Genomic DNA, 17,857 nt, shown 5'->3' on the forward strand with positions numbered 1-17,857 from the left:
ACGGCTATCACTGCCGCAGACGGGGTATCAACATATCTGGCGTTGATTTTTGGCACGCTGTTGAGTTCTCAAGGAACGGACGCTTCCTTTGTACTTACCCGAGAGACTCTCTCAGGCTTTCCTCCGGGCGCTTCCCTTCGGTCTTGCGTTTCCGACTCTATCAGACCCTTTCGGTGTCCGATTCCCAGTCGGCGGGTTTGTCTTCGGGCTTTCAGCTTTCGCCTGTCGGCCTTTCGACATTCACTACGTTAGCCGATCCCCTCGCCAACTCATAATCGAGTTCAATCGAGTTCGAATTCAGGCATGCGGACATGACGAATTCGACCCCGCTGAGGGGCGTCGTAGGTAGTGGGTTGGCCGCTTCCAGCTACTGGCGAACGCCGTAACCGGGTCAAGCGGCTCGGGCTACATTACGCCCCGGCCCAAGGCGCGTCAACTTCGTCGGCGCCTGGGGACATGGGCCCGGTACGGGCTCACCGTCGGGTCGTCAGCTACCCAGTAACGCCAGGGGTGGACGGCTCCGTCGCCGGAGACTCCGGTGCGGGGGCCGTTGCGCACCTGGTCGGACGCCACGGGCGTACCCGCCAGGACGCGCAAAGGGGTGTCCGCGGCGGTGCAGGCGTCCGCGCCGTCGAGGGACCGGTCGACGTCCAGAGCTGTCGCCAGGCGGGCGGGGCCTTTGGCGAGTTCGTTGTCGTTGCGGGCCGAGAGCCGACGTTTGCGCACCGGCTCGGCCCCCTCGACGATCTCGCCGGCCCGAAGCAGAACCGCGCTCGCCCGCCCCTCGGGACCGCACACAAGGTTCATGCAGTGCCACATGCCATAGGTGAAGTAGACGTACACGTGTCCGGGTGGGCCGAACATCGTGTCGTTGCGGGCCGTGCGGCCGCGATAGGCGTGGGAGCCGGGGTCGTTCGGGCCGTCGTAGGCCTCGACCTCCGTGAGGCGCAGGGTGATCGGACCGTCCGGCGTCGTGCGGACGAGGAGGCGGCCGAGGAGGTCGGGGGCGACTTCCAGGACGGGGCGGTCGAAGAATGACCGGGGCAGGGGCGTACGGTCGGGGGTCGCGATCATGCCCTCCGAGCGTAGTGCAGACGGGTGGGTGCGTCGGGGTGGTCAGCGGGCACTCGGCTTGCCAGGGTGGGATCGCGGAACCGACCGCGGCTGGATCGCGTTGGTAGGGATCAGGGATCCCGTCACAGAGGTCGTAGGTCGTAAAGGGAGAGTCATGGCGTTCAAGAAGCTGCTCGCGAGTCTCGGTGCCGGCGGTGCTTCCGTGGAAACGGTGCTGACCGAGGCCAACGTCGTTCCGGGCGGCGTCGTCCAGGGCGAGGTGCGGATCCAGGGCGGCTCCGTCAACCAGCAGATCGAGGGGCTGTCGGTCGGTCTGCAGGCCAAGGTCGAGGTGGAGAGCGGCGACCAGGAGTACAAGCAGGACATCGAGTTCACCAAGCAGCGGCTGGGCGGGGCGTTCGAGCTGCAGGCCGGCGCGGTGCACGCGGTGCCGTTCGGGCTGGAGATCCCGTGGGAGACGCCGGTCACGATGATCGACGGTCAGGCGCTGCGGGGGATGAACATCGGGGTGACGACCGAGCTGGAGATCGCCCGGGCCGTGGACTCCGGTGACCTGGACCCGATCAACGTGCACCCGCTTCCGGCGCAGAAGGCGATCCTGGACGCCTTCATCCAGCTGGGCTTCCGGTTCAAGAGCGCGGACCTCGAGCGCGGCGTGATCCGGGGTACCCGGCAGAAGCTGCCCTTCTATCAGGAGATCGAGTTCTATCCGCCGGCGCAGTACCGGGGGCTGAACCAGGTCGAGCTGAGCTTCGTGGCCGACGCGCACGCCATGGACGTCGTGCTGGAGATGGACAAGAAGCCCGGGCTGTTCAGCGAGGGCAGCGACACGTTCCGTTCCTTCCAGGTGGGGCTGCACGACTACCAGGGGACCGACTGGGCGGCGTACCTCAACCAGTGGCTCTCGGAGGTCGGCAGCAAGCGCAACTGGTTCTAGCCTGTTCTAGGCTCGGCACGGAACGGAACTACTGACTCCAGAACCGATTCAGGAGGTACCGAGGTGACCGAGCTCAAGCGGCGGCCGCTGCCCCACGACTTCCACCCGCCCGTGCCGTCGTTCACGGTGGCCAGCGAGGATGTCGTGGAAGGCGCGACGCTCAGGAGTGCTCAGGTCCAGGCGGCGGGGAACACCTCGCCGCACCTGCGGTGGGAGGGCTTCCCGCCGGAGACCAAGAGCTTCGCTGTGACCTGCTACGACCCCGACGCTCCGACGGGGAGCGGGTTCTGGCACTGGGTCGTCTTCGACCTTCCGGCCTCGGTGACGGAGCTGCCGGTCGGTGCGGGCAGCGGCAAGTTCGAGGGGCTGCCGGAGGGCGCCGTCCACGCGCGCAACGACGCCGGTACCAAGGAGTTCGTCGGGGCCGCTCCGCCGCCCGGGGACGGTCCCCATCGGTACGTGTTCACGGTGTACGCGGTGGACCAGGAGAAGCTGGGGCCGGACTCCGACGCGTCGCCGGCCGCCGTCGGCTTCAACCTGCGCTTCCACACGATCGCGCGGGCCCAGCTGATCGGTGAGTACGAGGTTTCCGCCGGGGACTGACCCTCGTCATCGTTCATTCAACGTTTGCCCGCCTCTGGTCTTGGAATTGATCAGAGGCGGGCATTTTTGTTGCCGGGGGTCGCGAGGGTCACCCCGCGTCGGAGCAGCAGATATTGCGTTGTCCATCTCGGCGTGCCCGGCCAGAGTTGATCCCAGCCCGCCAGGGGGTGGGCCGGTGCACACAGGAGGTGGGCTGGTATGCGGGACACGCTGGTACTGAACGCGAGCTTCGAGCCGCTGTCGACGGTGACGTTGAACCGAGCCGTCGTTCTCGTGCTTCAGGACAAGGCCGTCGTCGAGCAGGCCCACCCCGAACTGCGGATGCGTGGAGCCGCGGTCGACATACCGGCGCCCCGGGTGATCCGGCTGTGCAGGTTCGTGCGGGTGCCGTTCCGAAGACAAGCTCCGTGGTCGAGGCGGGGTGTGCTGGTCAGGGACCGGCACCGGTGCGCGTACTGCGGGCGGCGGGCGACGACCGTGGACCACGTGGTGCCGCGGGCGCAGGGTGGGCGGGACTCGTGGCTGAACACGGTCGCCTCGTGCGCGGAGGACAACCACCGTAAAGCGGACCGGACTCCGGAGCAGGCGGGGATGCCGTTGCTGCGGGAGCCGTTCGAACCCTCGCCGCAGGACGCCATGTTGCTGGCGCTGGGGCAGGAGGACCTGGCCGCGTTGCCGGAGTGGTTGTCCGTGGACGCGGCTTAGGTATGTCGCCCTGCGGGTCCTGAGGGAGGGCGCCGTCAGTCGATCGACGGCTTCTCGCGGCGTTCCGGGATCCGCTTCTCCGTGCTGCCGCCATTGCCGCCGCTGCTCGAACCGCCTCCGAGGTTGCCGAAGTTGCCCATGGCGCCAGAGAGGCCCTTGAGGGCGTCGCCGATCTCGCTGGGGACGATCCAGAGCTTGTTGGCGTCGCCCTCGGCGATCTTCGGGAGCATCTGGAGGTACTGGTAGGAGAGCAGCTTCTGGTCCGGGTCGCCGGCGTGGATAGCCTCGAAGACGGTGCGGACGGCCTGGGCCTCGCCTTCGGCGCGCAGAGCGGCGGCCTTGGCCTCGCCCTCCGCGCGCAGGATCTGGGACTGCTTCTCGCCCTCGGCGGTGAGGATGGCCGCCTGGCGGGTGCCCTCGGCGGTGAGGATCGCGGCGCGCTTGTCGCGGTCGGCGCGCATCTGCTTCTCCATCGAGTCCTGGATGGAGGTGGGCGGTTCGATGGCCTTGAGCTCGACGCGGTTGACGCGGATGCCCCACTTGCCGGTCGCTTCGTCGAGGACGCCGCGCAGGGCCGCGTTGATCTCCTCGCGGGAGGTCAGGGTGCGTTCGAGGTCCATGCCGCCGATGATGTTGCGCAGTGTGGTGACGGTGAGCTGCTCGATCGCCTGGATGTAGCTGGCGACTTCGTAGGTGGCGGCCCGGGCGTCGGTGACCTGGTAGTAGATGACCGTGTCGATGTTGACCACCAGGTTGTCCTGGGTGATCACCGGCTGGGGCGGGAAGGGCACGACCTGTTCGCGCAGGTCGATGCGGTTGCGGATGGTGTCGATGAACGGGACGACGATGTTGAGGCCCGCGTTGAGCGTCCGCGTGTAGCGGCCGAAGCGCTCGACGATGGCGGCGCTCGCCTGCGGGATGACCTGGATCGTCTTGATCAGGGCGATGAAGACCAACACCACCAGGATGATCAGGACGATGATGACCGGTTCCATCGCGTTCCCCGTACCCTTCTCCGCCTCGGCGCTTCTGGAAGATCTTATGCTTGTCGAAGATCTTGCTGGTCGAGTCTGACAGACCGTCGTGTGGCTCGTGGGGCGTTCGGTTCACTTACGTGGTGCGGGAGTTGTGCAAGGTCAGATGACGATCGCCGTGGCCCCCTCGATCTCCACGACGTCGACCTCCTGTCCGACCTCGTAGGCGCGGTCCGTGTCGAGCGCGCGGGCCGACCAGACCTCCCCGGCGAGCTTGACGCGTCCGCCCGAGCCGTCGACGCGTTCCAGGACGACGGCTTGCTTTCCGCGCAACGCGTCCACTCCGCTGGCGAATTGGGGCCGCTGGGTGCGGTGCCGGTTCGCGATGGGGCGGACTACGGCGATGAGGGCGACGGACACCGCGACGAACACGAGGACTTGGGTGACGGCGCCGAAGCCCAGTGCCGCGGCGACCGCGGCCGCGACGGCGCCGGCCGCGAACATGCCGAACTCCGGCATCGCGGTCACCACGAGCGGAATGCCCAGCGCTGCCGCGCCGACGAGCCACCACACCCACGCGTCGATGTCGTTCACGCGCTCATCGTAGGACCGAGGGTCCCGCTGCCGACAGGGCGCGAAGGGGGGCGGTCGCCGGGATGTGCCGTCCGCGGGGCGGGGTCAGGACATCGGGAGGCCCTGGGCGGTCCAGCGGTCGCCGACCTGTTCCACGACGAGGGGCAGGCCGAAGCAGTGGGAGAGGTTGCGGGAGGTGAGCTCCAGCTCGACCGGGCCGGCGGCGAGGACCTTGCCCTGGCGGATCATGAGGACGTGGGTGAAGCCGGGGGCGATCTCCTCGACGTGGTGCGTGACCATGATCATCGAGGGGGCGATGGGGTCGCGGGCGAGGCGGCCGAGGCGGCGTACGAGGTCCTCGCGGCCGCCGAGGTCGAGGCCGGCGGCGGGCTCGTCGAGGAGGAGCAGCTCCGGGTCGGTCATCAGGGCGCGGGCGATGAGGGCGCGCTTGCGCTCGCCCTCGGAGAGGGTGCCGAACCTGCGCTCCAGGTAGTCGCTCATGCCGAGGCGGTCGAGGAAGGCGCGGGCGCGCTGCTCGTCGATGGCCTCGTACTCCTCCTGCCAGCCGGCCGTCATGCCGTAGGCGGCGGTGAGGACGGTCTGCAGGACGGTCTGGCTCTTGGGCAGCTTGTCGGCCATGGCGATGCCGGCCATGCCGATGCGGGGGCGCAGCTCGAAGACGTCGGTGCCGGGGGTGCCGAGGGTCTCGCCGAGGATGGTGGCGGTGCCCTTGCTCGGGTAGAGGTAGCTGGAGGCGACGTTCAGCAGGGTCGTCTTGCCGGCTCCGTTGGGGCCGAGGATGACCCAGCGCTCGCCCTCCTTGACCGACCAGGAGACCTGGTCCACGAGAGCCCGGCCCTCGCGGACCACGGATACGTCCTGAAGCTCCAGAACATCGCTCATGAGCGCGTTGTCTCCCCTTGCAGTGTGGCCGGACTCGGTCGTCGCGTACGCCTGTGGCTCGGACCGCCGCGCGCGGGTGGGCGCGGCCCTCCGGGAAAATCTACGCCACCGGTCGGGGGACCCGTCCCCTCGGTCCGGTCCTTGGGCCCTTCCGACGGTTCCGGGCGACGCCGGGATGGGTCTCGATCGGTGCGCCTAGGGTGGGGGGATGCTTTCGGAACCGCGCTCTGGTCGCCTTGCCGCTTGGGGAAATGCCCTTTTGGCCGGACTTGTCTCGCCGGACGACGCCGTGCTCGCCATCGTCGGGGAGGACGCCGTGCACCGGGTGGAGGGGCTGCCCGGCGAGGGGGCGCCCGTGGGGCTCACGCTGGCGCTGGGGCGGCTGCGGGCGCTGGGGGTGCGGGGTCTGCGGCTGGCTCTGCCGGCGCCGGGGCATCCGCTGGGGTTGAGCGGGCCGCCGGAGTTCAACGTGCGGGCGTTGGAGGCGCGGGAGGCGGTGGTGTGTCACGGGGCGGCGTTCGGGCTGGTGCCCGAGGTGTTCGAGGCCGGGCCTTCGGGCGATGTGCATGTCGAGGTGGTGTGGCACTGCCTCGCGGTGCGGGAGGCGCCGCCGGCGGATGTTCCGTCGCTGGGTGAGGCGGAGCGGGAGTTGGCGGAGGCGTTGCGGGAGGCGACGGCTGCGCTGTCGCGGTTGGACGTGGCGGGGTCGGGGCCGGTGGCGGAGGCGGCGATCGACGCGTACCGGGCGCGGGCGGAGCGGGGGCGTGAGGTGCTGGCGCCCGGATATCCGCCTCGGGCGGTGCGGGTGCTGGAGTTGGCGCAGCGGGTGTCGTTGCTGGTGTCTCTGGCTCAGCAGCGGGGGGAGGGGGGTGCGGTGAGCGCTTCCGAGATGGCGGCGCGGGGGGAGGCGTTGCGGCCGGTGGAGCGGACGGCCCGGCGGGCGCAGGTCGCCGCGTACAACTCCGTCGGGGAGACGTGGGGGGTGAGGTGAGCCGGGGTTCGGGCCGGTGACGCGGCTGTCAGCCGGCCATTCCGTGGCGTACGGCCCACAGGGCGGCCTGGGTGCGGTCGGCGAGGTCGAGCTTCATCAGGATGTTCGAGACGTGGGTCTTGACCGTCTTCTCCGAGAGCACCAGGGCGCGGGCGATCTCGCGGTTGGAGCGGCCGTCCGCTATCAGGCCCAGCACCTCTCGCTCCCGCTCGGTGAGCGAACCTCCCCTGCCCTGGCCTGAGTTGGCTTCCTCCTGGGACAGGAGCGCGCCTGCGACCTCCGGCTGGAGCAGGATGTGCCCGGCGTGGACGGAGCGGATCGCGCCGGCCAGCGCGTCGGGGTCCACGTCCTTGTAGACGTATCCGGCGGCGCCGGCGCGCAGGGCGGGGACCACCGTGCGCTGTTCGGTGAAGCTGGTGACGATCAGCACGCGCGCGGGGTTGTCGAGTTCGCGGAGGGTGCGCAGCGCCTCCACACCGTCCATGCCGGGCATCTTGACGTCCATCAGCACGACGTCGGGCCTCAACTCCTCGGCGCGGGCGACGCCTTCGGCGCCGTCGGAGGCCTCGCCGACGACTTCGATGTCGTCCTGCACCTCGAGGAACGTGCGCAGTCCGCGGCGGACGACCTGGTGGTCGTCGACGAGCAGCACCTTGATTGGGTCAGCCACCGGGGGCCTCCATCTCGATCGTGGTGCCCTTCCCGGGCGCCGAATCCACCGTCAGGCTGCCGCCGATCCCGCCGGCCCGGTCCCGCATCGACACCAGGCCGAGGTGGCGGCCGGCCCGGCGGACCGTGGTGGGGTCGAAGCCCTCGCCGTCGTCGGTTATGCGCAGCACCGTGTCGGGGCCGCGTTTGTGGAGGGTGACGTCGACGTGGTCGGCCCCGGAGTGGCGCAGGGCGTTGTGCAGCGCCTCCTGGGCCACGCGCAGCAGGGCCTCCTCCTGTGCGGCGGGCAGGGCGCGGACGCCTCGGCTGGTGAAGGTGACGCGCGCGGTGTGGGCACGGTCGAGGACCTGGGCGTGGGTGCGCAGGGTGGCGACGAGGCCGTCCTCGTCCAGTGCGGCGGGGCGCAACTCCACCACGGCGGCGCGCAGTTCGTCGGCGGCCTCGGCGGCGAGCGCGGTGACCTGCTGGAGTTCGCCTTTGGCGCGGGAGGGGTCGCGGTCGACGAGGGCGGCGGCGGCCTGGGCCGTCAGGCGCAGGGAGAACAGCTTCTGGCTGACCGCGTCGTGCAACTCGTGGGCGAGCCGGGAGCGTTCCTCGGCGATGGTCAGTTCGCGGCTGCGCTCGTAGAGGCGGGCGTTGGTGAGGGCGATCGCGGCGTGCTGGGCGAGGATGGACAGGAGTTCCTCGTCGTCCTCGGTGAAGCCGCAGCCGCTCTCGCACTGCCGGTTCGAGGAGTCCGTGCTTTCCGGGCGCAGTTTGTTGGCCAGGAAGAGGGCGCCGATGATCTCGTCGCCGTCGCGGATGGGCAGGCCCAGGAAGTCGGACATGTCGGGGTGGGCGGCGGGCCAGCCCTCGAAGCGGGGGTCCTCGCGGACGTCGGCGAGTCGCTCGGGGCGGGCCTGGTGCAGCATGGCGGCGAGGATGCCGTGCTGGCGGGGCAGAGGGCCGATGGCCTTCCACTGCTCCTCGCTGACGCCGTCGACGACGAACTGGGCGAAGCCGCCGTGGTCGTCCGGGACGCCGAGCGCGGCGTACTGCGCGTCGAGCAGCTCGCGGGCGGAGGCGACGATCGTCTTGAGGACGTCGCGCACCTCCAGGTGCCTGCTCATGGCCAGCAGCGCGGAGCTCACCGCGGCGAGGCCGGACCGGGGGCCTTGACTCATGTCCTCACGGTACCGGCGGGGTGTGACAGCGCGGATCGGGCCTGTGACGCACCGGGGTAGGACCGCGGACCTAGGACCGGGGTCCCTCTCTCGTGGACGTGGATCGCGGGGCCCGGGTGCCGGGGCGTACGACGAAGGGTCCCGGTGGCACCGGTCCGACGGCCGAGGCGGTGGGGGTGTGCGCGTTCCTAGCGTGAGGGGACCGCCGTGCGGCGGTTCGGACGAGGGGACGGTTGTCATGCCGGTAGCGATCATCACGGGGGCGTCGAAGGGGCTGGGGCGGGCGCTGGCCGAGGCGCTGGCCGCGCGGGGCTGGGATCTGGTGCTGGACGCCAGGAACGCGGAGGTGCTGAAGGAGACGGCGGCGGCGGTCGCGGTGCATGGGACGAGGGTGGAGGCGCTCGCGGGGGACGTCGTGGACGCGGGGCACCGCTCGGCGCTGGTGGCAGCGGCCTGGGGGCTGGGGGGCTGCGATCTGCTGGTGAGCAACGCGAGCGCGCTGGGCGCCGAGCCGCTGGTGCGGCTGGAGGAGCTGGCCCTGGACGGGCTGCGGCGGGCGCTGGAGGTGAACGTGGTGGCGGCGCTGGGTCTGGTGCAGGAGGCGCTGCCGCTGCTGCGGGCGGCGCCGGCCGGGGCGGTGATCGCGGTCAGTTCGGACGCGGCGGCCGAGGCGTATGCGACGTGGGGCGGTTACGGGGCGTCGAAGGCGGCCCTGGACCAGCTCGCGGCGGTGCTCGCGGCGGAGGAGCCGGGGCTGCGGGTGTGGGCGGTGGATCCGGGGGACATGGCCACCGACCTGTACGCGGCGGCCGTGCCGGGGGACGGGGACGCGCGGCCGGAGCCGGGCGTCGTGGCGCCGGCCTTCCTGCGGCTGGTCGAGGAGCGGCCGGCGAGCGGCCGGTACGCGGCGCCGGCGCTGCTGGAGGTGCGGTGATGTCGTCGGCCGTGCGGGCGCCGGGCGGGCTTTCGGCGGGGAGGTCGGCGCGGGTGCCGGCCGAGCGGCGCGGGCCGGGGTGGGGGCGGGACGACGTACGGCTGCTGGTGTCGCGGGGCGCCGAGGTGACGCATCACGCGTTCCGTGAGCTTCCGTCGATGCTGCGGGCCGGGGATCTGCTGGTGGTGAACACCTCTCCCACGCTGGCGGCGGCGGTGGACGGGTCGATCGGGTCCGCGCGCGTGGTGGTGCACTTCTCCACCCGGGGCGACGACGGCCGGTGGGCGGTCGAGCTGCGGGACCCGGACGGGAAGGGGACCACGCGTGCGCGTGCGGGCGGGCCGGCGGGGGTGCGGGTGGGGCTGCCGGGCGGTGCGGGGCTGGTGCTGGAGGAGCCGCTGAGCGGGGGCAGCGGGCGGCTGTGGTGGGCGCGGGTGTCGGGTGGGGCGGTGCCGGGGCTGCTGCGGGAGCACGGGCGTCCGATCCGGTACGGGTACACGGAGCGGGACCAGCCGTTGTCGGCGTACCAGACGGTGTTCGCGTTGCCTTCGGCGGACGGGGCGGGCAGTGCGGAGATGCCGAGTGCGGCGCGGCCGTTCACGGCGCGGCTGGTGGCGGAGCTGGTGAGCCGTGGTGTGGGGTTCGCGCCGGTGACGCTGCACACGGGGGTGGCCTCGGCGGAGTCGCACGAGCCTCCGTATCCGGAGCGGTTCGCGGTGTCCGAGGCGTCGGCGCGGGCGATCGGCGCGGCGCGGGCCGCCGGCTGCCGGGTGATCGCCGTGGGGACCACGGCCGTGCGGGCCGTGGAGTCGGCGGTCGGGGCGGACGGGGTCGTACGCGCGCGGGAGGGGTGGACGGATCTCGTCGTCACTCCGGAGCGGGGAGTGCGGGCGGTGGACGCCCTGCTGACCGGGCTGCACGAGCCGGAGGCCTCGCATCTGCTGATGCTGGAGGCGGTGGCGGGGCGGGCCGCGCTGGAGCGCGGGTACGCGCAGGCGGTGCGGGGGCGGTATCTGTGGCACGAGTTCGGCGATGTGCACCTCCTCCTGCCGGGGACGGGCGGCGCGGACGGGCCGTGAAGCAGACCGGCGCACTCACACAGAGCATTGCTGCCGCAACTATCGGTGAGAACGATCGAGGGGCCGTGTGAGCCCGCACATAGGGCGCACATCACGTACGAAAGTCAATAGGACACAAACCGCCCCCCTCCGAACGGGACAGACGTGTTGGTCTGTCCCGTTTTGCCCTTCCCTGATCCACTACCGGGGATCGTACGTCACACCTTTGCCACCGGATTTTGCGGCCGCTAAGAATTGCTCTCGTCGCTCAGCGCCGCGGGTTTCGGACCGCGGCGTTCGTGCCGGAAAAGCACCCGTGTCCGCCGTCGGACGAAAGAGCGACCTCCCGTCTATTCGAAGAGGTCCTTCCGCATGCCCAAGAACACTCACAAGATCGCGATCGCCGGTGTCGCCACGCTCGGGGCCGCCGCCATCGCCTTCTCGGTGGTCCCGGCCGACGCGCACACGACCACGACGGACGCCGCTCCCCTGTCCCAGGTCGCCTACCGCTCCGAGCCCGTGCGGGACGTCAAGGCCGGTGTGACCGACCAGCTGGCCGGCGCCAGCCTGAAGGTCCAGGCGATCGAGGCGAAGAAGAAGGCGGCCGCGGACGCGGCGGCCGCGAAGAAGGCCGCCGCCGCTGCCTCCGTGGCGAAGAAGAAGGCGGCCGCCGCTGCCGCCGAGAAGAAGGCCGCCGCCGAGCGTGCGGCCAAGCGTGCGGCCGAGCGCGCCGCGGCGAGCCGTTCCGTGCAGCGCGTCGCCGTCCAGCAGGTCGCCGTGAAGAAGGTCGCCGCCAAGAGCTACTCCGACAACCTCGACGGCTGGATCCGCGAGTCGCTCGACATCATGAAGAAGCACGGCATCCCCGGCTCCTACAGCGGCATCCACCGCAACGTGATGCGCGAGTCCTCCGGGAACCCGAAGGCGATCAACAACTGGGACATCAACGCCATCAACGGCATCCCGTCGAAGGGCCTGCTGCAGGTGATCCCGCCGACCTTCGCGGCCTACCACGTCCCGGGCACCTCCTGGAACATCTACGACCCGGTCGCCAACATCACCGCCGCGTGCAACTACGCGGCCGACAAGTACGGCTCCATGGACAACGTCGACAGCGCGTACTGATCCCCCACCCGGACACGCGGAAGGGCGGCCTCCCGGACCGGGGTGCCGCCCTCGGGCGTCGTACGGGCGCGGCCCGCGGCGACGCTACTTGCGCATGACCTCGGGCTCGTGCCGGCGCAGGAAGCGGGACACGAAGAACCCGCAGATCACGCCGAGGGCGATCAGGGCGGCCATGTCCAGGCTCCACGCGCCGACGGTGTGCTCCCACAGCGGGTCGTTGTCGCCGGGCGTCTCCGGCGGGCTGATCCGGTTGAAGTCCAGCGTGGCGCCCGCGGCGCCGACCGCCCAGCGCGACGGCATCAGGTACGAGAACTCGTTGGCGCCGATCGAGCCGTGCAGGGCGAACAGGCAGCCCGTGAAGACGACCTGGATGATCGCGAACATCACCAGCAGCGGCATGGTCTTCTCGGCGGTCTTCACCAGCGCCGAGATGATCAGGCCGAACATCATCGACGTGAAGCCCAGGGCCATGATCGGCAGGGAGAGCTCCAGCAGCGTGAGCTTGCCGAGGACCAGGCCCTCCTGCGGGATCTCCCGGCTGGACAGGCCGATGACGCCGACCAGCAGGCCCTGCAGCACGGTGATCATGCCCAGCACGAACACCTTGGACATCAGGTACGCGGAACGGGAGAGGCCGGTCGCACGCTCCCGCTCGTAGATCACCCGCTCCTTGATCAGCTCACGCACGGAGTTGGCCGCGCCGGCGAAGCAGGCCCCGACCGCGAGGATCAGCAGGACGGTGGTGGCCGTGCCGTTGGGGACGATCCGGCCGCTGCGGGGGTTGACCGGGTTGGGCAGCAGCCCCCGGTCCGGGTCGATCAGCAGGCTCACCGCGCCCAGGACCGCCGGAAGGATCACCATCAGCGCCAGGAAGCCCTTGTCGGAGGCGATCACCGAGGTGTAGCGGCGCACCAGTGTGACGAACTGCGACATCCAGCCCTGCGGCTTCGGCGGCTTCATCGCCTGCATCGGCGGCACCTGTACGGACTGCGGCGCGATCGCGTCGATGTCCGCGGCGTACATCTGGTAGTGCTGCGAGCCCTTCCAGCGGCCGGCCCAGTCGTAGTCGCGGTAGTTCTCGAAGGCGGAGAAGACGTCGGCCCAGGTGTCGTAACCGAAGAAGTTCAGCGCCTCCTCCGGCGGGCCGAAGTAGGCGACCGCGCCGCCCGGGGCCATCACCAGCAGCTTGTCGCACAGGGCGAGCTCGGCCACGGAGTGGGTGACGACGAGGACCGTGCGGCCGTCGTCGGCGAGGTCGCGCAGCAGCTTCATGACATCGCGGTCCATGCCCGGGTCGAGGCCGGAGGTCGGCTCGTCCAGGAAGATCAGCGACGGCTTGGTCAGCAGTTCCAGGGCCACCGAGACGCGCTTGCGCTGGCCGCCGGACAGGGAGGTGACCTTCTTCTCCTTGTGGATGTCCAGCTTCAGCTCGCGCAGCACCTCGTCGATGCGGGCCTCGCGCTCGGCGGCCGTGGTGTCGGCCGGGAAGCGCAGCTTGGCCGCGTACTTGAGGGCCTTCTTGACGGTCAGCTCCTTGTGCAGGATGTCGTCCTGCGGGACCAGACCGATGCGCTGGCGCAGCTCCGCGAACTGCTTGTACAGGTTGCGGTTGTCGTAGAGGACGTCGCCCTCGTTGGCGGGCCGGTAGCCGGTCAGCGCCTTGAGCAGCGTCGACTTGCCGGACCCGGACGGGCCGATGACCGCGACCAGGGACTTCTCCGGGACGCCGAAGGAGACGTCCTTCAGGATCTGCTTGCCGCCGTCGACCGTGACGGTCAGGTGCCGGGCGGAGAAGGAGACGGCGCCGGTGTCGACGAACTCCTCGAGCCGGTCGCCGACGATCCGGAACGTCGAGTGGCCGACGCCCACGACGTCGGTCGGGCCGAGCAGTTGCGATGCGCCCTTGGCGATCGGCTGGCCGTTGACGTACGTGCCGTTGTGGGAGCCGAGGTCGCGGATCTCCATGCGGCCGTCGGGCGTCGAGTGGAACTCGGCGTGGTTGCGGGAGACCTGGAGGTCGGAGACGACGAGGTCGTTCTCCAGGGCGCGGCCGATGCGCATGACACGGCCGAAGGAGAACTGGTGGAACGTGGTCGGGCTGCGGTCGCCGTAGACCGGCGGCGCCCCCGCGCCGTCGCCGGCCTCCTTGGACACGTAGGGCTCGCTGGGTCCCGGCTGCTGCGGGACGTGCGGCGCGGGCTGCTGCGCCTGCTGCGGCTGCGGCTGCGGCTGCGGCCAGTCGGCCTGCGGCTGGGGCGGAGCCGGCTGGGACCAGCCGGCGTTCGCCGACTGGGCGGCGTAGGGCTGCTGTTGAGGCTGGGCGACGGGGTCCGCCGCTCCGGAGAGGTTCAGGCGCGGCCCGTCGGTGGCGTTGCCCAGGTGCACCGCCGAGCCGGGGCCGACGTCCACCTGCTGGACCCGCCGGCCCTGCACGTACGTGCCGTTGGTGCTGCCGTGGTCCTCCAGGACCCAACCGCGGCCGTTGAAGCTGACCGTGGCGTGCCGCCAGGAGACCCTGGCGTCGTCGAGGACGATGTCGCCCTGCGGATCACGTCCGAGGGTGTAGTTCCTGGACGGATCGAGCGTCCAGGTGCGTCCGTTCAATTCCAGTACGAGTTCCGGCACTCCATGCCCCACTGAGTAGTCCCCCGAGTTACCCCCGTCGCAGGGAGTCTAGGGATGTCGAACATCGTCGGGAACTATTTCAGGCGGTGCCCCTTGTCCGAAAGTCGGGCCTTGTGAAGACCGCACGGACGGGTAACGGCACGTGCCGTTGACGGGGTTGAAACCGGGCCGGAGAGTGGTAAACGCACGCGAGGGGGGACGGAAGCGGCGATCTTCGCCGCCGCGCCGCGGTTCGCCGCGGGTCGGGGGGTCTGTATGAGTGCCCGCAGCGGAGTCGGGAACGACGGAGTCCGGAACGAGGGGAACGGCCGGAGCGAGGGGAATGGCCGGGGCGGGGGAAACGGCCGGGGCGAGGGAGACGGCCGGGGCGGGGAGCGTGGCGTGGGCGTGCCCTGGGCGGATGTGCTGGTGTGCGCGGTCGCCGCGGTGAGTTGGGCGTTGATCGCGATGGCGGGCGCGGCGGCGCTCGGACTGAGTCTGCTGGGGGCGGACGCGGCGGGTTCGCTGGGCCCGATGACGGCGGCGGTCGTGGCGCTCGGGGCGGGCGGCTCGGTGACGCCGTCGGGCGATGTGTCCGCGTTCGGGCTGACGGGCGCGCAGGCGACGACGGCCATCGAGATCACGCCACTGGGCGTGAGCCTGGTCGGGGCGCTGCTGCTGTCGTGGTTCTTCCTGCGGTCGCTGCGCACCGCGGGGGCTGTGATCGCGCCGGCCGAACTCGTCGCGCGGGCGGGGTCGGTGGTCGCGCTGTTCGTGGCGACGATGGGCGGACTGGCCTGGGCGGGGCACGACGTCATCACCTTCGACGGATCGTCCCTGGGGCTGGACGACGTGTCCGGCGGAGGCGGGGGCTCGGGCGGCGGGGGCGGCGTCACGATCCCCGGGCTGGGGGACCTCGGCGATCCGGGCGGCGTCGGCGGGCTGTTGCCGGACCGGCTCGGCGATCTTGTCGACGCGCGGGCGGCGGTGGGCTTCACCGTCGACACCGTGCCGACGCTGCTCGGCGCGTCGGGCTGGTCGGCGGGGGTGCTGCTGATCGCCCTCCTGGCCTCGCGCCGTGCGCCGCTGCCTCGCGGATGGGAGGCGGTGCACCGGGTGGTGCGGCCCGCGGTGTCCGCCGTCGTGACGGTGCTGCTGGTCGCCGTGGCGGCCGGGTTCGCGGCGGCGGCGTACGCGGCGGCCGACGACGACCATCCGAAGCGGATCGCCGGAGCGGCGCTGCTCGGCGCCCCGAACGGGGTGTGGCTGGGCGTCGGACTGGGCCTGCTCGTCCCCTGGGACGGCCGCGCGACGGGCGCGCTGACGCACGTACTGCCGGACCCGCTGGACGACTTGCTCGCCGTGCGCACCGACCAGCCGGTGACACTGGGACGTCTGGCCGAACTGGACTCCCGCGTCTGGCTGTTGGGGGTCGCCGCGGCGGCGATGATGCTGTTGGCGGGGGTGTTGACTGCGGTACGGACTCCGGTGCGGCGGGGTGCGGTCGGCCGTGAGCCGGGGTTGGCCGGCTTCGTCGCGCGGTGCGCGCTGCCGTTGGGTGCCGCGACGGCGGTGGCGTCGCCGCTGCTCGCCTGGCTGACGGGTGTCTCCGTGGACGCCTCCCTGTCGGTGCTCGGCTTCGACGCCTTCGGGGCCGGCATCGACCTGCACGGCCGCCTCGGCATGGCGCTGCTCCTCGGCGCGGTGTGGGGCGGGGCGGCGGGAGCCGTCGGCGCGCTTCTGGCCTGGGCGACCGGAGCGGCGGGGGGACGGGCGTCGGTATCGGCCCGGGCGGAGGGCGTGGCGGCCGCGGCTCTCCCGTCCCGGAGCGGGCCCGGGCCGGGGTCCGGCGGGGCCGGCTCGGCGGCGGGCGGTCCGGCCGGGCCGTACGTCCCGGGTGCGCCGTACCGGCCGCCCGACCCGGCGACGAATCCGTATCTGCGGATGCCGAAACATCTGCGGGAGCCGGGGGACGCGCGTCCGGGGGACGGTCTCCACAACGCTCCGACGGTGATCGGGCCGATCGGCGCTCCGCCGCGCTCGCCGAACCGGAGGGACGACTCCGAGGAGCGTTCGCCGGGCTACTGCCGGCCGCCACCGCCTCCTCCCCCACCGCGGTCCTCTCCCCCACCGGGGTCCTCTTCGTCACCGGGGTCCTCTTCGTCACCGGAGGAGTGACCGGTCGGGGTGGCCTCGACACCCGCTCGCGGCTCACTCGACGTCACCCGCACGACGCCTGGAGTTCCCTGTCCGTCAGGCGGACCTCGGCGGCGGTGGGCACGGCGTCCCGGATACGGTGGATACCACCATGAACGCTTCACAGATCACGTCCTCCGACGTCCCGACTCTCCTCGTCAAGATCTTCGGCAAGGACAGGCCGGGCATCACGGCAGGTCTCTTCGACACCCTCGCCGCCTACTCCGTCGACGTGGTCGACATCGAGCAGGTCGTCACGCGGGGACGGATGGTGCTGTGCGCGCTCGTGACCGAGCCGCCGCAAGGGATGGAGGGGGAGCTGCGCAAGACCGTCCACAGCTGGGCGGAGTCGATGAAGATGCAGGCGGAGATCATCTCCGGCATCGGCGACAACCGGCCCCGTGGCCTCGGCCGCTCCCTCGTCACCGTGCTCGGTCATCCGCTGACGGCGGAGGCCACAGCCGCCGTCGCCGCCCGGATCACCAAGGTCGGCGGCAACATCGACCGTATCTTCCGGCTCGCCAAGTACCCCGTCACCGCCGTCGAGTTCGCCGTCTCCGGCGTGGAGACGGAACCGCTGCGCACGGCCCTGGTCACCGAGGCCGCGGCGCTCGGCGTCGACGTGGCCGTGGTGGCGGCGGGCCTGCACCGGCGCGCCCAGCGGCTCGTCGTGATGGACGTGGACTCCACCCTGATCCAGGACGAGGTGATCGAGCTCTTCGCCGCGCACGCCGGCTGTGAGGAGAAGGTCGCCGATGTGACCGCGGCGGCGATGCGCGGCGAGCTCGACTTCGAGCAGTCGCTGCACGCGCGTGTGGCACTGCTGGAGGGACTGGACGCCTCGGTCGTGGAGAAGGTGCGCGCGGAGGTGCGGCTGACGCCGGGCGCGCGCACTCTGATCCGCACCCTCAAGCGGCTCGGCTACCAGGTGGGCGTCGTCTCCGGCGGTTTCACCCAGGTCACCGACGATCTGAAGGGGCGGCTCGGGCTGGACTTCGCCCAGGCCAACACGCTGGAGATCGTCGACGGCAAGCTGACCGGCCGGGTCACCGGCGAGATCGTGGACCGCGCGGGCAAGGCGCGGCTGCTGCGCCGGTTCGCCGCGGAGGCGGGGGTGCCGCTCTCGCAGACCGTGGCGATCGGTGACGGCGCGAACGATCTGGACATGCTGAACGCGGCCGGTCTCGGCGTCGCCTTCAACGCCAAGCCCGTCGTACGCCAGGCGGCGCACACGGCGGTGAACGTGCCGTTCCTGGACACCGTCCTGTACCTGCTGGGCGTCACCCGCGAAGAGGTCGAGGCGGCGGACACGCACGTCGAGTAGTCCCGGTCGGCCGGGGCCCGGTGG

The 17,857-nt window shown here is 71.3% G+C and carries 16 protein-coding genes; 9 read left to right on the top strand and 7 right to left on the bottom strand.

The features are described 5' to 3' along the window. Nucleotides 1–432: 432 nt before the first annotated feature. On the bottom strand, nucleotides 433–1,074 hold the full coding sequence (locus ACIRS4_RS06820) for a DNA-3-methyladenine glycosylase (RefSeq protein ID WP_404191100.1): 642 nt from the start codon (nucleotides 1,072–1,074) through the stop codon (nucleotides 433–435). Between the two features lie 154 nt (nucleotides 1,075–1,228). Here ACIRS4_RS06820 and ACIRS4_RS06825 point away from each other — a divergent pair, with 154 nt between their 5' ends. The 3 genes from ACIRS4_RS06825 (at nucleotide 1,229) to ACIRS4_RS06835 (ending at nucleotide 3,319) form a co-directional block, all read left to right on the top strand. Beyond that, on the top strand, nucleotides 1,229–2,011 hold the full coding sequence (locus ACIRS4_RS06825) for a sporulation protein (RefSeq protein ID WP_130437498.1): 783 nt from the start codon (nucleotides 1,229–1,231) through the stop codon (nucleotides 2,009–2,011). 63 nt (nucleotides 2,012–2,074) lie between these two features. Beyond that, nucleotides 2,075–2,614, top strand: coding sequence for a YbhB/YbcL family Raf kinase inhibitor-like protein (locus ACIRS4_RS06830; protein ID WP_404191104.1), 540 nt, complete (start codon nucleotides 2,075–2,077; stop codon nucleotides 2,612–2,614). Between the two features lie 198 nt (nucleotides 2,615–2,812). Beyond that, complete coding sequence (locus ACIRS4_RS06835) at nucleotides 2,813–3,319, top strand: HNH endonuclease (RefSeq protein WP_130437496.1); 507 nt, start codon at nucleotides 2,813–2,815, stop codon at nucleotides 3,317–3,319. A 35-nt stretch (nucleotides 3,320–3,354) separates the two neighbouring features. Here the strand turns inward: ACIRS4_RS06835 and ACIRS4_RS06840 are convergent, their stop codons facing one another. The 3 genes from ACIRS4_RS06840 to ACIRS4_RS06850 form a co-directional block, all read right to left on the bottom strand. Next, nucleotides 3,355–4,314 (bottom strand): SPFH domain-containing protein, encoded by a 960-nt coding sequence (locus ACIRS4_RS06840; protein WP_404191107.1) that lies wholly within the window; start codon nucleotides 4,312–4,314, stop codon nucleotides 3,355–3,357. Nucleotides 4,315–4,455: 141 nt separating this feature from the next. After that, nucleotides 4,456–4,887: an NfeD family protein gene (locus tag ACIRS4_RS06845; RefSeq protein WP_404191110.1), complete on the bottom strand. Its 432-nt coding sequence runs from the start codon at nucleotides 4,885–4,887 to the stop codon at nucleotides 4,456–4,458. 84 nt (nucleotides 4,888–4,971) lie between these two features. After that, the gene (locus tag ACIRS4_RS06850; RefSeq protein ID WP_404191113.1) at nucleotides 4,972–5,769 is read right to left on the bottom strand and encodes an ABC transporter ATP-binding protein; all 798 of its coding nucleotides are present in this window, start codon (nucleotides 5,767–5,769) and stop codon (nucleotides 4,972–4,974) included. Nucleotides 5,770–5,977: 208 nt separating this feature from the next. On the opposite strand from ACIRS4_RS06850, the gene ACIRS4_RS06855 reads away from it, so the two are divergent. Next, the gene (locus ACIRS4_RS06855; RefSeq protein ID WP_404191115.1) at nucleotides 5,978–6,760 is read left to right on the top strand and encodes a hypothetical protein; all 783 of its coding nucleotides are present in this window, start codon (nucleotides 5,978–5,980) and stop codon (nucleotides 6,758–6,760) included. Nucleotides 6,761–6,788: 28 nt separating this feature from the next. Here the strand turns inward: ACIRS4_RS06855 and ACIRS4_RS06860 are convergent, their stop codons facing one another. Continuing rightward, the gene (locus ACIRS4_RS06860; protein WP_404191117.1) at nucleotides 6,789–7,430 is read right to left on the bottom strand and encodes a response regulator; all 642 of its coding nucleotides are present in this window, start codon (nucleotides 7,428–7,430) and stop codon (nucleotides 6,789–6,791) included. Continuing rightward, nucleotides 7,423–8,592 (bottom strand): GAF domain-containing sensor histidine kinase, encoded by a 1,170-nt coding sequence (locus ACIRS4_RS06865; RefSeq protein ID WP_404191120.1) that lies wholly within the window; start codon nucleotides 8,590–8,592, stop codon nucleotides 7,423–7,425. Before ACIRS4_RS06865 ends, ACIRS4_RS06860 begins: the two co-directional genes overlap by 8 nt. Before the next feature lie 238 nt (nucleotides 8,593–8,830). Between ACIRS4_RS06865 and ACIRS4_RS06870 the strand changes: the two genes are divergently transcribed. From ACIRS4_RS06870 to ACIRS4_RS06880, 3 genes are all read left to right on the top strand, one after another. Beyond that, nucleotides 8,831–9,526, top strand: coding sequence for an SDR family NAD(P)-dependent oxidoreductase (locus ACIRS4_RS06870; RefSeq protein ID WP_404191123.1), 696 nt, complete (start codon nucleotides 8,831–8,833; stop codon nucleotides 9,524–9,526). After that, nucleotides 9,526–10,605 (top strand): S-adenosylmethionine:tRNA ribosyltransferase-isomerase, encoded by a 1,080-nt coding sequence (locus ACIRS4_RS06875; protein WP_404191126.1) that lies wholly within the window; start codon nucleotides 9,526–9,528, stop codon nucleotides 10,603–10,605. Before ACIRS4_RS06870 ends, ACIRS4_RS06875 begins: the two co-directional genes overlap by 1 nt. Before the next feature lie 351 nt (nucleotides 10,606–10,956). Next, nucleotides 10,957–11,709 (top strand): transglycosylase SLT domain-containing protein, encoded by a 753-nt coding sequence (locus ACIRS4_RS06880; protein ID WP_404191129.1) that lies wholly within the window; start codon nucleotides 10,957–10,959, stop codon nucleotides 11,707–11,709. An 84-nt stretch (nucleotides 11,710–11,793) separates the two neighbouring features. Here the strand turns inward: ACIRS4_RS06880 and ACIRS4_RS06885 are convergent, their stop codons facing one another. Beyond that, the gene (locus ACIRS4_RS06885; RefSeq protein WP_404191132.1) at nucleotides 11,794–14,334 is read right to left on the bottom strand and encodes an FHA domain-containing protein; all 2,541 of its coding nucleotides are present in this window, start codon (nucleotides 14,332–14,334) and stop codon (nucleotides 11,794–11,796) included. Between the two features lie 387 nt (nucleotides 14,335–14,721). Here ACIRS4_RS06885 and ACIRS4_RS06890 point away from each other — a divergent pair, with 387 nt between their 5' ends. Further along, nucleotides 14,722–16,491: a streptophobe family protein gene (locus ACIRS4_RS06890; protein ID WP_404192076.1), complete on the top strand. Its 1,770-nt coding sequence runs from the start codon at nucleotides 14,722–14,724 to the stop codon at nucleotides 16,489–16,491. A gap of 130 nt (nucleotides 16,492–16,621) precedes the next feature. Then, the gene (gene serB, locus ACIRS4_RS06895; RefSeq protein ID WP_404191135.1) at nucleotides 16,622–17,833 is read left to right on the top strand and encodes a phosphoserine phosphatase SerB; all 1,212 of its coding nucleotides are present in this window, start codon (nucleotides 16,622–16,624) and stop codon (nucleotides 17,831–17,833) included. Nucleotides 17,834–17,857 lie beyond the last annotated feature (24 nt).

This window comes from Streptomyces sp. NPDC101166 (assembly GCF_044768125.1).
Lineage (GTDB): Bacteria > Actinomycetota > Actinomycetes > Streptomycetales > Streptomycetaceae > Streptomyces.

What these genes read in the sequence shown, in the direction of transcription:
- ACIRS4_RS06820 (WP_404191100.1), bottom strand. Translation starts at nt 1,074, where the DNA reads ATGATCGCGACCCCCGACCGTACGCCCCTGCCCCGGTCATTCTTCGAC.
- ACIRS4_RS06825 (WP_130437498.1), top strand. Translation starts at nt 1,229, where the DNA reads ATGGCGTTCAAGAAGCTGCTCGCGAGTCTCGGTGCCGGCGGTGCTTCC.
- ACIRS4_RS06835 (WP_130437496.1), top strand. Translation starts at nt 2,813, where the DNA reads ATGCGGGACACGCTGGTACTGAACGCGAGCTTCGAGCCGCTGTCGACG.
- ACIRS4_RS06840 (WP_404191107.1), bottom strand. Translation starts at nt 4,314, where the DNA reads ATGGAACCGGTCATCATCGTCCTGATCATCCTGGTGGTGTTGGTCTTC.
- ACIRS4_RS06850 (WP_404191113.1), bottom strand. Translation starts at nt 5,769, where the DNA reads ATGAGCGATGTTCTGGAGCTTCAGGACGTATCCGTGGTCCGCGAGGGC.
- ACIRS4_RS06855 (WP_404191115.1), top strand. Translation starts at nt 5,978, where the DNA reads ATGCTTTCGGAACCGCGCTCTGGTCGCCTTGCCGCTTGGGGAAATGCC.
- ACIRS4_RS06865 (WP_404191120.1), bottom strand. Translation starts at nt 8,592, where the DNA reads ATGAGTCAAGGCCCCCGGTCCGGCCTCGCCGCGGTGAGCTCCGCGCTG.
- ACIRS4_RS06870 (WP_404191123.1), top strand. Translation starts at nt 8,831, where the DNA reads ATGCCGGTAGCGATCATCACGGGGGCGTCGAAGGGGCTGGGGCGGGCG.
- ACIRS4_RS06875 (WP_404191126.1), top strand. Translation starts at nt 9,526, where the DNA reads ATGTCGTCGGCCGTGCGGGCGCCGGGCGGGCTTTCGGCGGGGAGGTCG.
- ACIRS4_RS06880 (WP_404191129.1), top strand. Translation starts at nt 10,957, where the DNA reads ATGCCCAAGAACACTCACAAGATCGCGATCGCCGGTGTCGCCACGCTC.
- serB (WP_404191135.1), top strand. Translation starts at nt 16,622, where the DNA reads ATGAACGCTTCACAGATCACGTCCTCCGACGTCCCGACTCTCCTCGTC.